Genomic DNA, 13,140 nt, shown 5'->3' with positions numbered 1-13,140 from the left:
AAATATTGAACGATTTGCTGGTGTTATTGTTGCCGCTTACTTGGAGGACTGATCCTTCGATAAAAATAATCCTTGTTGGGAAGTAACGAATCCCCAAGCCTGTATAACCTAAAGAGAAATTTGAAACATTAATTTCATTAATTCTTGCACCTTCTGAGGTTATTATTGGTGTGTTCGTTTTGCCAGGAAACGATATTCAAAGACCGCAAATAAGCCGATTTTTTGAGTGATAGGGACAAATCCTGGGAAAATTGGATTTTCTTTGGAAAATTCGCTTAATGAAACCATGCCGGATGTGGTGCTAAGTATTTCGGTTGTTTCGGTGTTTACCAAGCGCAGGTTGATTCGAAGGTCGCTTTTGAATTGGGTGACACTCCCAAGCAAGACCACCTCAGCCCCCAAAACCTTTCCTACCTTGATGGCGTTTGAAACGTCGCCGAAGTTGGCTAGGAGTTGGTGTTCTTCCATGATTTTGCCGAAAAGTTCACGCTCAAGGACGATGAAATCGGATTTGTTGACGAATTCGTTGGTGATCATGTCTGTGAGCGCCGGTCCAATACGTTGTTTGTTTAAATCTTCGCTGGCTTGAAGGTCCAGAATGGCCAGGCGCGCTCGCTTCGCGTTGGGTGATTTGGATCGGTAAGTGGCCGTTAACTCGTTGGCCATCCGATTTATCGTCGACTGAACGGATTGATCGGCGGCCTTGAGGGGGGAAATGAGATTGATTGCGGCAAGCAATAGTGGAAGAAACCTTTTCATTTTGAATTGCCCTTTTAAAAAATAAATCAGTACTTAATTATGTAATTTACGACCAAGGAGGGTTGCATGATGGGATGGGGCTGACCACCGCCTTCATCCTGAGTATTGCCGTAGGTTATTGTTTTAATTGCTTGGCTATTATTGGCGGAAAATTCATCTGTCGTATGGCTAATAACAACTCCACCATGATGGTGCGGTGGGATTTGAGCTATCGAAAGCGTGTATGTTTCCGATCCAGTGCTTATTCCAATCGTCCAATTGGTCGCGCTGGCGCCAATTCCGGATCCCATCGGAACGCGTCCTTTTAGATTTGGCAGAACGAATGTATTTGCAGTTTCTGCCCCATAGGTGGACCCCAGGACTAATTTTAACTCACTTAACTCGGGCTGGATTGACTTGTCTTTTGTGGAGCCATCGCATAATAGCCAACCGGATGGCGCCGTCGTTCCGGCAAAAGCCACAATCGTTCCGGGGGGGACGAGATAGCCGTAATTATCGCGAACTCGCCCGCTAATATTCAAATTCCCGCTCGGCACAATCGTGCTGACGTTTAGGCTCCCGGTAATTGTCAGCCCGTTGGTGGCGTTCACTGGCCCGTTGGCTGTCAATGTTCCCTTTACCGTCATTAAGCCATCCCCGCGAATTGTCACGGACGTGGTCGAGGCATTCGTAAATACCTCAAGAGCGTTTATGCTCCCTGCAGGAACGCTGGCGTTGGGTTTAATAACTAAGGGAACCACATCACTTCCGACCTGGGGCTGAATGGTTTGGGACGATGTGGAACGCAAAACCACGGCAGAGCCTGAAATTTGTAGTGGGGAAAGACCGTTCAATGGGTCTGTGCCGACCAGTCCGTGGGAGGTGGCGTGGGCCACGGGAGTCGTGGGGATGGTGCCAGTCACTTTGGCGACATCGATGAAGCCGGTAGCGCCGTATTGCCAGGAGGCGACGGTAGCGGTGCTGCCGGGAAGGGCGACTTTGGAAGCGTCGATGAAATTGCCGGCGCCCAATTGCCAGGTGGAAATGGGGGTGGAGCCGCCGGGTAGAATGATTTTCGAGGCGGACACCGTCGAAACTTTGACGTTCGTCACGGAGCCGTCCTGCAAAGAGCGCGTTGAAACACCGTTGGCGGCCACGCTGGAGGCCAAGAGGCTGTAGGGGGTGACGCCGAAATCATCCAGGGGGTCAATAAATCACCGTCGACTTCACTTCCAATTGCGGGTCTTTGGTGTCCCATTCGAATCCGGGGGAGATCAAAGGTCACGCTAAATTCCCCGTTCGCGGGCAAGGTAACATTAATGGGCGCGATGCTTCGACGGTCGGCTGTATTGTTTGCGTCAACGACGGTTAAATTCAGCGTGTGGGATCCCGTCACGGCGACGCCGGATTTGAAAACCCGTCCTTGGTAGGTGATCTTGGTGGGAACCCCCGCGTGGGCAATGGCGGCGCTCGTCAGGGCCGCGAGAAAGATATACCATGTCCGTGAAATTGATTTTTTAACGCCCATGACGGGCCTCCTGGATCGCTGTTGATAATACTTTGAGGTCAGGAACGGGATGTAAATCTTTTTGATTATAGCACGGAAAATTAATTGATCAAGCCCAACCGCACCGAAAAAAATACCAGTTCGATTCAAGGGACAACGTTGCCGAGTCATGCCGGTGAGAGACCGGTTGACCCATCTTTTCGTCATCCCGGCGGGTTTTTGGCCGGGATCCAAGGGGTGGTCCGTCCTCACGTCGTTCTGGGTCCCGGCTACAGGCACGCCGGGACGACGATTTGAAATGAGTGAAAATGGTATTTAACCAACCCCTCTCCTACCGGTCCCTGCCGCCGGCGGTGAAGTTTTTGCTCACCGCCACGGGAATTGTTTTCCTCCTCCAATGGTTCCTGGAAGCGGCGGGCGGCCCATCCCTAATTCGCTATTTCGGGCTCACCCCGACGATGGTGGTGCACGAGTATTGGCTGTGGCAGCCGGTCACTTATTTGTTTCTGCACGGCGGATTTTTCCATCTGCTCTTCAACCTCTTCATGCTCTGGTCCCTGGGGCGGGAACTGGAGAACCGATGGGGGACCAGGTCGTTCCTGTTTTATTACTTCCTCTGCGGGGTCGGGGCGGCGGCCTTTAACCTTCTGCTGGAGCCCAACTCCATTTTCCCGGTCATCGGGGCCTCGGGCGCCATTTACGGCCTCTTGGTGGCCTTCGCCATGATGTCCCCCATGTCCGTCTTTTACATCTATTTCATGATCCCCATGCGGGCCTGGCAGGCGGTGATCCTCTTCGCGGCCATTGAATTCCTCATGGGCTTCGCGGGGACCCACTCGCGCCTGGCCAACATCGCCCACCTGGGCGGCATGTTGACGGGTTTTCTGTATCTTAAATCCGGAACGCTGCGCTACGACCTCCGCCGGGCCCTGGGGCGGGTGGGGGATTGGTCCATCCAGCGGAAGGAAAAAAAAGAAGTCGTCCAGTTTCACGAGCTGGGCCAGGAAGTGGACCGGATCTTGGAAAAGATTTCCGCCGACGGCATCGACAGTTTGACGGCCGAGGAACAGCGCCTGATGGATCGCTATTCCCGGATGAAAACAAAACGTTGAACCCCCGCCCTTGACCGACGACAAATCCCGCGAAGGCGCCATCGACGCCCTGCGGGGGCTCAGCATCGCCGCGGTCCTCTTTTATCACTTCGAACTGGCCGACCCCGTGGGCCGTATCGGCGTTTACGGGGTGGCCCTTTTTTTCATGATCAGCGGCTACTGCATGTTGCCGAGCGTGCGGGGAAGCGCCTCCCTGGGCGACTTTTTGGCCAAGCGCTACGCCCGGCTCCTGCCCGCCCTCTGGGTGTGCGCCGTTTTAACGACGGCGGTGGAGCGGGGCTTTCCCCTGGCCCGGCCGGACCGGATCCACGGCTTTATGGACATGGCCAAAACCATGGTCTTCCTTCCCGCCATCAACCTTCCGACTCTTTTGCCGCGCCTCTGGGGCGCGCCGGTCAACCATTACGCCTTTGTCGACGGGGCCTATTGGTCCCTCCTGGTGGAGTTTAAATTCTATTGGCTGATCGGCCTGGCTTTCTTCGCCCTTCCACGCCTCAAACCCTTCTGGGTGATTTTTGGCGTGAGTTTATTGGGCAACGCGCTTTTGGGTCGGTTCGGCGGGCCCGGCTACTGGACGGATTTTTTTCCCTACCTGCCGCTTTTCCTCCTCGGAATGGCCGGTTGGGAAATACGCCACGGAAATCCCGGCCGGGGCGGTTGGCAATGGCTGGCCGCCCTGGGCGCGTTGGCCGCACTGCCCTGGATGGGGGGCGAAAAGGCGCCGTCCCTGCCCATGGACGGCTTGTCCGTCGGATTCGGGTTCCTTTGCGGGGTTCTATTGGTTTTCGGGGCGCTGACGGACCAATTCTGGCACCAACCCATCGGCACGCGGCCCTTGGGCCGGTGGTTCGTGGCCCTGGGAGCGATTTCCTATCCGCTCTATCTCCTTCACCAGGACGTGGGGTACGTTTTGTTCGCTTTGTTCCCCTGGGGAAAAACCCCGGGGGGGCGGGCGCTGTTGACCGTTCCGTTGATATTGGCCGCTGTCGCGGTCCATGGCTTGATCGAAAACCGTTTTCGTTCGACTCTGCGAAAAAAATTGGGGTTCTTTTTCGATCGAGCTTTTGGCGGTTTACGAATCTTTCGAAGGCCCGCGGCGGATTCTCTTTGACGGAAAGAGGCACCCCCCTCCTCCCTCCTCCCCCTCAAGGGGGGAGGAGGACCCGGGATAAATCCCCTGTTTAATTCAGTCAAGGTCGTCATCCCGGCGTTTGTTTAGCCGGGATCCAGGGGTCCTGCGGTTTGCCTCGGTCTGGATCCCGGTTAGACCCATACCGGGATGACGAGAAAAAAATGCATAGGGGACGGACAAACCCAATCTTAAGGGTTAAAGCCAATGCGGTTTTGGTAAGGGCATTTCCCGTCGATAAGTGCGTCATCCCGGCCTGATTTTAGCCGGGATCCAGGGTCCTGCGGTTTGAGTCGGTCTGGATACCGGTTATGCCCGTACCGGGATGACGAAAAAAAATAAAGCCCTGGGACGGACAAGCCCAATCAACCGGCTTTTAAGGGTTAAAGAAGGGGGGAAAGGACCCGGCAGAGGCCTTCGGCGAAATGACGGACGGGGGCCCGAGCGGCCCTGGCGGCGAAGGCCACGGACTGGCCCGCCGTTTTATCGAAAGTATGCACCAGACGTTCCACGACTTTTTCATCGTAAACCAGAAGACTCAATTCAAAGTTGATTAGAAAGCTCCGGGTGTCCATGTTGGCGGAACCCAGGAGGGCCAGCCGGCCGTCCACCGTCACCACCTTGGAGTGCAGGAAGGCCTCGCCGTATTCGAAGATCCGCACGCCGCTTTCCAGAAACTCGTCGAAATAGCTCCGGCCCGCCCAGGTGACCACCGGGTGGTCCGTGCGCCGGGGGACCAGCAGGTCCACGCGGACGCCCCGCCGGGCCGCGCCTTCCAGGGCCAGGACCACCGCCGGGGTGGGGATGAAATAGGGCGTCGTGATGGTCACCCGTTCCCGGGCCGTGTGCAGGGCTTCGACGAAAATAAAGGCGAGGGCGTTTTCTTTCCGGTCGGGGCCCGTGGGCAGGGCCTGGACCAGCGTCGAACCCGCCGCGACGGGCGCCGGCGGAGGGAAAAAGTCCTCCCCGGCCAGGTTTTCCCGGGTGACGAAGTGCCAGTCTTCGGCGAAGACGGTTTGCAGTTCCTCCACCGCCGCGCCCTCCAACCGCACGTCGGTTTCCCGCCAGGCGATGCGCCGGGACCCCACCCGCCAAAAATGGTGGCCGATGTTCTGACTGCCCAAAAAGCCCACGTGGCCGTCGATGACGGTCAATTTCCGGTGATTGCGGAAGTTGAAGGCCCAGGGGCGGCGGAAGGTGCCGAAGGGGCCGAAGAAATCCACCCTGGCTCCCGCGCGGCGGAGGGGCGCCAGAAAGTCGTCGTCCACGCTGAAGGAACCCACGGCGTCCATGAGCAGGCGCACCTGAACGCCTTCCCGGGCTTTTTCGGCCAGGAGGTCCCGGAAGAAAATCCCGTCGGAATCGGGCTCGAAAATGTAATAGCACATGTGGATGTGCCGCCGGGCGCCCCGGATGGCGGCGGTCAGGGCGTGGTCGGTGTCGTCGGCCCGGGTGAAAACATCCACCCGGTTTCCGGCGGTGACGGGGTATTCGGTCAAACGATCGGCCAAATCCGCCACGCCGCGCAGGGGTTCCGGCACGGCGGCCAAAGCGTCGGGGGCCCGAATGGACGGTAGGCGGCCGCTGGGGTTCGGCGTTTGGCGTCGACGAAGGCGGATTCGTTGATAGCCGAAGAAAACGTAAAGGAGGACGCCCAAAAGCGGGAGGAAGAAAAATCCCAAAACCCAGGCCAGGGTGACGGCGGGGTCTCGTTTTTTGGAAATGACGACGATGGAGAACAGGATCGCCAGGCCGGCGTCAATAACGGTGAGGTATTTGAGGGCGGCCGTGGGAATCACGGGGCGGGAACGGGCGGGTCTTCGGGCGGCGGCGTGTAGCGGCGGGTTTCAACGAGCCGGGACCACACCCACTTCCGACGGACGTTGATCCAAGGGCGGTCGCCGTTGGCCGCGTGGCGGCGGGGGCTGGGGAGTACCGCCGTTAGAGAGACGGCCTCGTCCCAGGTGAGCGCCGAGGCCGGTTTGCCGAAATAAGTCTGGGAGGCGGCTTCGGCGCCGAAAACGCCGGGGCCCCACTCCGCGATGTTGAGGTAAATTTCCAGGATCCGGCGCTTGGTCAGGGTTTGTTCCAGGCGCTGGGCCAAAATCATTTCACGGATTTTTCGCAAATAACTTTTTTGCGGGGAGAGATACAGGTTGCGGGCGACCTGTTGGGTGATGGTGCTGGCGCCCCGGGCCTTTTCGCCCCGCCGAAGGTTTTCCAAAAGCGCGTCCCGGGTGAGGCCCCATTCGATGCCGTGGTGATGATAGAAAGTGCTGTCTTCGGCGGCCAAAACGGCGTTCACCAGGGCGGGGGATACGCGGGTCAAGGGAACCCAGGTAAAACGCGGATTCCATTTTTTGCCCAGAGCGTTCGCCTCCCGTCGCCGAATTTCCATATAGGCGGTCGTGGCGGGGTTGGCCGTCGTCAATTCACGGAGGGTGGGGACCCGGGCGGGCTGGCCGAAAAACCCCAGGCCCGCGGGGGTAAACCCGAGGTAAGCCAAGGTGAAAATCAATGCGCCGGTTCCGGCCAATTTGCCGATTCGCTTCATGCCTCCCATTGTAACAAACCGCCTTCCGCCCTGTGAAATTCTTTGCTAGTGTAATCGCTCTTCTAACCGCGGACACGCTCATACAATGGAATTGACCAACGGTTATTTCTCCCTCAACGGCCGCCCGTTTTTCCTCTACTCGGGCGAAGTGCACTATTTCCGCATCCCCAAAACCCAATGGCGCGCGCGGTTGACGGCGCTTAAAAACGCCGGTTTCAACACCGTGAGCACCTACATCCCCTGGAGCTGGCACGAGCCGGAGGAAGGGCGCATCGACCTGACGGGGGAAACGCACCCCGAGCGGGACGTGATGACCTTCCTGGATACGGCCAAGTCCCTGGGCTTGTTCGTCTCCGCTCGGGTGGGGCCCGTGTCCAACGCGGAGTTGGTGAACGAAGGCATCCCCGGCTGGCTGCTTTCCGGCTACCCCGACGTGTTCGTGACCGGTCGTCGGAACGTCGGCAACCTGCCCCACGTGACGATTTTGTCCTACCTGCACCCCGTGTTCCAGGAAAAAGTGGCCCGGTGGTACGACGCCCTGTTGCCGGACATCGTCCGTCGGCAGACCACCAAGGGCGGCAACGTGTTGGCCGTTCAGCTTTGCAACGAAGTCGCCATGGTCCACTGGCTTCAAAAGGGCGCCGACCACAAAGACCACGTGAACCGCATGTACCGCCGGTTCATTCAGGAAACCCACGGAACGATTCAAGCTTTGAACGACGCCTACAAAACCGCCTACGCCTCGTTCGACGAAGTGCACCAGCCCAAGAGCGAAGACGCCGACGCGGACCGGGTGGTCATTCACTTGGACTGGTCGCTTTTCTACCGCCGGTACTACGCCACCTATTTCCACTTGCTCGCCCGGCGGGCCCGGGACCTGGGCGTGGACGTTCCGCTCTTCTGCAACATCCCGCAGTTCTACGACTACGACATTCGGGGCCGCGGCAACTGGGCGCCCATGACCACCTCCATGTTCCGGGACTTCCCGATTTTGACGCCGAAGCTGATTTTCGGCGGGGCTTACCAGATGCGGCACTTGGATTTTGAAAATTTCCACGACGTGGCCCTGACCACCGAAGTGACGCGCATGCTGGGGGCGGTGGCGGTGAACGGCGCGGTTGAGAAATTGAACCCCGCCGCCGAAGGGCGCCTGCCCGCCCTGCCGCCCTTCGAGCCCCTGGCGGAGTCGCCCCTCCCGGTCGTGTGCGCGGAACTTCAAACGGGCATCATGCGGGACCGGCCCCGACTTTATCCCCAGCAGGTGGCGCTCAACGTGAAGAGTTCCGTCGGGCAGGGCCTTTCCGGGTTGAACGCCTACATGTTCGCGGGCGGCGTGAACCCCCCGGGCTACGGCGCCTTCGGCACCTACCACGACTGGCAGGCGCCCATCGGCCCCAAGGGGGAAACGCGCCCCCACCTCGAACCATTAAAGGATTTCGGCCGTTTCTTAAAGTGGGCCGGGCCCTTCCTGGCCCAGACCAAGAAGGCCGTGGACACCACTTTCGGTTTTTATCTGCCCTATTACGGCACGGAGTATTGGGCCGGCCCCTGGGTGGACGGAATCGAAGGTCAACGGACAAATCTGTGGTACGACGGCGTGGCCCGGCTGGTGCAACTGGCGGGCTTCAGCTACGACTACACGGACGTTCAGCGATCCTCCCTGGACGTTCTGCGGAAGCACGGGAGCCTTTGGGTTTATTCCTTGGATTTCATGGACCACGACACCCAGGCCAAGTTGGCGGCCTATGTCCGCGAAGGGGGAAAATTAATTTTGGGCCCCCGACTGCCCGTGAAAGACTTGCGGGGCGAAGCCGACACCACTCTGGCGGACGCCCTGGGCCTCTCGGTGACGGGGGAGCAAAAGGGCAATTTGTTCAAGGAAGACGGGGCCGACCAATGGGTGCAGGGACCCATTCAAACCTACGCCACCGAGGCCAAGGCGCGAACCCGGGCGGAACTGCCTTCGGGCGCGGGGGCCGTCCACACCCGCGTGGGTCGGGGCGAAGCGTTGGTGGTCGGGTTCGGCCTGCCCCACGTGTTCGATCACTTTCGGGACTGGGTGCGGGATTGGGCCAAGGGCCTCGGGTTGACGCCCCAGGTGGTTTGCGAGCCCTGGGACATTCAGGCCGTGCTTCGGTGCAACGGCGAATACGGTTTTCTTTTTGTGTTCAATTACCATTTCACCGAGCGGAAAGCCGCGGTGTCCCTGCCCCGGCCCGGGGGGAACGGGCGGTGGCGGTTGCCGGCCACCGGCACCCTCCCCTTGGCGCCGCTTTCGGGGGCCGTTTTGCCTCTTAATATTCCGCTGGACCGAAACGTCCGTCTTGTGTACGCTACAGCCGAGGTCCTGGACGCCGTGGTGCGGGGGCGCAAGGCGAAGCTGGTGTTCGCCACCCTGCCCGGGGCCAAATACCAGGCCCGGATCGCTTTGCCGGCCAAGCCCCGCGTGTCGGTGGCGGGCGGCAAATCGACGGCCGCCTGGAGCGCGGGCGAGGCCCGACTCGATTTTGAAGCCGAAGGCGCTGAAACGGAAATTCAACTGACGTGGTAGTGACGCCCGCCGGGCGCCGGAAACGATTTTAAGGAGACAACCCATGCCCAACCCAACCTTTCCTTACCGCACCCCCTACGGCCAATTCGCCGAGGACGGCGCGAGTTTCATCATCAGCCGGCCGGACACGCCCCGGCCCTGGGTCAACATCATGTCCTCGGGGACCTACGGCGTCGCCATGTCCCAGACGGGAAGCGGCTACAGCTGGCTGAACCACGCCACCTTGAACCGCATCACCCGTTGGAACCAGGATTTGATTCAAGACGTCATGGGCCGCACCATTTACATGCGGGACGACAAGTCGGGCAAGTTCTGGTCCGTGGGCTGGCAGCCGGTCCAGGCGAAACCCGAGAGCTACGAAGTCATTCACGGCGTGGGCTACACGATCATCACCTCCCAAAACGAGGGGATTCAAGCCCAGTGGCTGGTGTTCGTCCCCGAAGGAGAGCCCCTGGAAGTCTGGCGCCTGCGGATCAAGAACACCTCCAAAACGCCCCGCTCCCTGAGCCTCTGGACCTATTTGGAATGGAATTTGGGCGAGTCGCCGGACTGGCACCGGGAGTTTCACCGGACGTTCATCGAGACCGCCTTTCAAGACGACAAGAAAATCGTTCTCGCCAAAAAGCGGATGTCGCCGCTCAAGAATTCCAAGGGCCAGTTGTGGAACCGAACCTGGGACCACGTGGCCTGGCACGCCGTCAATTTGCCGACCCGGGACGCCTCGGGCGACAAGCAGGCCTTTTTGGGCAATTACGGCACGCTCCAGGCCCCGGCCGCCCTCCGTGAAGGGCGCTACACGGGCCCCACCACCCACAAATGGGACGACGGCATCGCCAGCCTCTGCGTGCCCGTCGAACTCAAGGCCGGGGAAGAGCGCAGCGTCCTGTTCACCGTGGGCGCGGCGGACTCCCAGTCCCAAGCCCTGGTCAAGGCCCGGCGCTACATGGATTTCTCCGAAGTGGACAACGCCTGGGGACGGACGGAAATGTTCTGGGACAAATACATCGGCGCTTTCCCGGTGGAAACCCCCGACAAGGGGTTCGATTTGTTGACGAACACCTGGCTCAAATACCAGGCCCTCTCGGGCCGCCTCTGGGGCCGCACGGCCTATTACCAGATGGGCGGCGCCTACGGTTTCCGCGATCAGCTCCAGGACAGCCAGGTGTTCCTGCCCCTGGACCCCGAGGGAACGCGAAAACAAATTCATTTGCACGCGGCTCATCAGTTCGGCGACGGCACCGTGTACCACTGGTGGCACCCGCTGTCGGAAGAAGGGCATCCGTCGCGTTTCTCCGACGATCTCCTTTGGCTTCCCTTCGTCTTGATGAACTATTTGAAGGAAACCGGCCAGTGGTCGGTCCTGGCGGAAAAAGCGCCCTTCGCGGCCAAGCCCGGAACCAAAACCACCGAGACGGGCACCCTGCACGACCACGCGGTTCGCGCCATTGAGAAAGCCCTGACCCGGCTGTCGCCCCGGGGATTGCCGCTCCTGGGCGAGGCCGACTGGAACGACGGCTTGTCCGCCGCCGGGGCGGGCGGGAAGGGCGAAAGCGTTTGGATGGCGCATTTCCTTTACGGGATTCTTCGGGACTGGGCCGATGCCACCGACCGGGCCGTGGCCCTCAAGGTGTTGCCGGCCAAGGAAAAGTCGCGCGCCGCCCGCTACCGCAAAAGCGCCGAGAAACTCAAAACCGCCGTCAACAAGCACGGCTGGGACGGCGAATGGTATTTGGGCGCGACGACCGACGACGGGTCGCCCCTGGGGTCCAAGAAAAACAAAGAGGGGCGCATTTTCCTGAACTGCCAAACCTGGGCGGTGTTGAGCGGGACGGTGGATTCGGAGGCCCGCAAAAAAACCGTTCTGAAATCCCTGGAAAAATATCTCTACGGCCCCCACGGCCCGTTGCTTCTGACGCCGGCCTACACGGTGCCGGATGAAAAAGTGGGGTATTTGACCCGCTATTCTCCGACGACGCGGGAAAACGGCGGCATCTACTTCCACGCCGCCGTCTGGGCCCTCCAAATGGAATGCGCCCTGGGGCGCGCCCACAAAGCCTGGGAGCTTTACCAGAAAATGTCCCCGGTCCTGCGCGGCGCGGCCGACGCCGACCTCTATCGGTGCGAACCCTACGTGACCCCCGGGAACGTGGACGGCCCCGGCTCGCCCACCCCCGGTCGGGGCGGGTGGACGTGGTACACCGGGTCGGCGGCGTGGCTCTACCGGATTTCCACGGAATGGATTTTGGGCATCCGGCCCACTTGGGACGGTTTGATGGTGCGCCCCTGCCTGCCGCCGCCCTGGAACGAAGCCCGGGCCACCCGGCGTTTCCGCGGCGTCAACTACCAAATCTCCATCAAGCGGGATCCTTCCCTGTCCGCGGGTTCCCAGAAAATCGTCGTCGACGGCCGCCCCCTGGCCGGCGACGTGTTGCCCTTGTCTTCGGCCAAAACGGTCGACGTCCGCGTCTCGGTCGGACCCGCCCGTTGAATTAAATATCCATGACCGAGGCCCCGTCCACCGCGCTTCCCGGAGGGGGCCCCGCGTCCGCGCCCCGTCCAGCGGACGTGTACGGGGACGTGATGGCCGCGGCCCGGGAGTTATACAAGAAAATCGCCCCCGCCCTGGGGGAAGACCCGACCAAAGTCGTCGAATCCGCCGCCACGGCTTCCCACTCGTTGGCCCTGCCCTGGGCCCCCGTCCGTAAAATCATCGGCCTTCTGGCCGGGGGGGACCAGGAGATCCTGGCCCTGGCCGACCGCTCCGCTTCCGACCATTTCCTCTTCAGCCACGTGGTCAACGTCACCATCGTCGCCCTGCGCCTCGGCATGGCCCTGGACCTTCGGGGCGACGACTTGGAGACCGTGGGCCTTGCCGCTTTTCTTCACGACCTGGGGCTCATCGCCCACATGGAAATCACCGCGAAACCGACGAAGCTCAGCCCCGAGGAGACCCAGCGGCTCCGGGCGCACGTGGAAGAAGGGCAAATACTGTTGGATCTTTTTGACGGGTGGACCGACGATTTAAAAGCGATGGTCTCCCGGGTCATCGGCGAATCGCACGAGCGGGAGGAAGGCCAGGGGTACCCCGCCAAGTTGTCGGCCGACCGCATCCACCTCTTCGCCAAAATCATCGCCATGGCCGACGTCTACGAGGCCATGACCCACATGCGGCCCTGGCGCCCCCGCACGGTTCCCCACGAGGTGCTTCGCTCTTTCGTGGAAGAGAACGCGGCGGAGTTCGATCCCCTCTTGATCCGCGCCATGATCGACACCTTTTCCCTTTACCCGCCGGGGTCCTTCGTCCGTTTGTCCACCGGCGAAATCGGCCGGGTGCTGACCACCAGCCCGGGCCTGCCGCTCCGCCCGCGCGTGTGGGTGATGATCGACGAAAAAGGCGGCCGCGTGGACGGTCAGCGCGTCGTCAATTTGGGCACCAAGCCCGGCGCCTTCATCACCGAAGCCCTCGACGAAACCAAAATCAAAACCACCGATCAACGATTGGCCCTCGCCCTCCGCGCCCAGCGCTGGTGGGTCCGGGGCCTTTGACGC

9 protein-coding genes are annotated in these 13,140 nt (G+C 60.4%); 5 read left to right on the top strand and 4 right to left on the bottom strand.

Features of this window, described 5'->3' with window-relative positions:
* Positions 1 to 162 precede the first annotated feature (162 nt).
* Together IPP68_04405 and IPP68_04400 are read right to left on the bottom strand one after the other, a co-directional pair.
* Complete coding sequence (locus IPP68_04405) at positions 163 to 759, bottom strand: hypothetical protein (protein ID MBL0349600.1); 597 nt, start codon at positions 757 to 759, stop codon at positions 163 to 165.
* 26 nt (positions 760 to 785) lie between these two features.
* Positions 786 to 1,850, bottom strand: a complete 1,065-nt coding sequence (locus IPP68_04400) for a tail fiber protein (protein MBL0349599.1) — start codon at positions 1,848 to 1,850, stop codon at positions 786 to 788.
* Between the two features lie 703 nt (positions 1,851 to 2,553).
* On the opposite strand from IPP68_04400, the gene IPP68_04395 reads away from it, so the two are divergent.
* Together IPP68_04395 and IPP68_04390 are read left to right on the top strand one after the other, a co-directional pair.
* Complete coding sequence (locus IPP68_04395) at positions 2,554 to 3,357, top strand: rhomboid family intramembrane serine protease (protein MBL0349598.1); 804 nt, start codon at positions 2,554 to 2,556, stop codon at positions 3,355 to 3,357.
* 10 nt (positions 3,358 to 3,367) lie between these two features.
* On the top strand, positions 3,368 to 4,468 hold the full coding sequence (locus tag IPP68_04390) for an acyltransferase (protein MBL0349597.1): 1,101 nt from the start codon (positions 3,368 to 3,370) through the stop codon (positions 4,466 to 4,468).
* Positions 4,469 to 4,869: 401 nt separating this feature from the next.
* On the opposite strand, the gene cls is transcribed toward IPP68_04390, so the two are convergent.
* Together cls and mtgA are read right to left on the bottom strand one after the other, a co-directional pair.
* Positions 4,870 to 6,285 carry a cardiolipin synthase gene (gene cls, locus IPP68_04385; protein MBL0349596.1) on the bottom strand — a complete coding sequence of 472 codons (1,416 nt, stop codon included), beginning with the start codon at positions 6,283 to 6,285 and terminating at the stop codon, positions 4,870 to 4,872.
* A complete protein-coding gene (mtgA, locus tag IPP68_04380; protein ID MBL0349595.1) occupies positions 6,282 to 7,040 on the bottom strand; it encodes a monofunctional biosynthetic peptidoglycan transglycosylase in 759 nt (252 codons plus the stop codon). The genes cls and mtgA overlap by 4 nt, the downstream gene beginning before the upstream one ends.
* A gap of 85 nt (positions 7,041 to 7,125) precedes the next feature.
* Between mtgA and IPP68_04375 the strand changes: the two genes are divergently transcribed.
* The 3 genes from IPP68_04375 to IPP68_04365 are packed head-to-tail and all read left to right on the top strand — an operon-like array spanning position 7,126 to position 13,137.
* Complete coding sequence (locus tag IPP68_04375) at positions 7,126 to 9,591, top strand: beta-galactosidase (GenBank protein ID MBL0349594.1); 2,466 nt, start codon at positions 7,126 to 7,128, stop codon at positions 9,589 to 9,591.
* Positions 9,592 to 9,634: 43 nt separating this feature from the next.
* A complete protein-coding gene (locus IPP68_04370; GenBank protein MBL0349593.1) occupies positions 9,635 to 12,079 on the top strand; it encodes a glycosyl transferase family 36 in 2,445 nt (814 codons plus the stop codon).
* An 11-nt stretch (positions 12,080 to 12,090) separates the two neighbouring features.
* The gene (locus IPP68_04365) at positions 12,091 to 13,137 is read left to right on the top strand and encodes an HD domain-containing protein (protein MBL0349592.1); all 1,047 of its coding nucleotides are present in this window, start codon (positions 12,091 to 12,093) and stop codon (positions 13,135 to 13,137) included.
* The last annotated feature ends 3 nt before the right edge of the window (positions 13,138 to 13,140 follow it).

This window comes from Elusimicrobiota bacterium, from assembly GCA_016722575.1.
GTDB lineage: Bacteria > Elusimicrobiota > Elusimicrobia > FEN-1173 > FEN-1173 > JADKIY01.
The sequence above is the reverse complement of the archived record's forward strand: the minus strand, read 5'-3'. Positions and strand labels throughout refer to the sequence as shown.

Coding starts and splice junctions, on each gene's coding strand:
- IPP68_04405 (MBL0349600.1), bottom strand. CDS start 759: ATGAAAAGGTTTCTTCCACTATTGCTTGCCGCAATCAATCTCATTTCC.
- IPP68_04395 (MBL0349598.1), top strand. CDS start 2,554: ATGGTATTTAACCAACCCCTCTCCTACCGGTCCCTGCCGCCGGCGGTG.
- mtgA (MBL0349595.1), bottom strand. CDS start 7,040: ATGAAGCGAATCGGCAAATTGGCCGGAACCGGCGCATTGATTTTCACC.
- IPP68_04375 (MBL0349594.1), top strand. CDS start 7,126: ATGGAATTGACCAACGGTTATTTCTCCCTCAACGGCCGCCCGTTTTTC.
- IPP68_04370 (MBL0349593.1), top strand. CDS start 9,635: ATGCCCAACCCAACCTTTCCTTACCGCACCCCCTACGGCCAATTCGCC.
- IPP68_04365 (MBL0349592.1), top strand. CDS start 12,091: ATGACCGAGGCCCCGTCCACCGCGCTTCCCGGAGGGGGCCCCGCGTCC.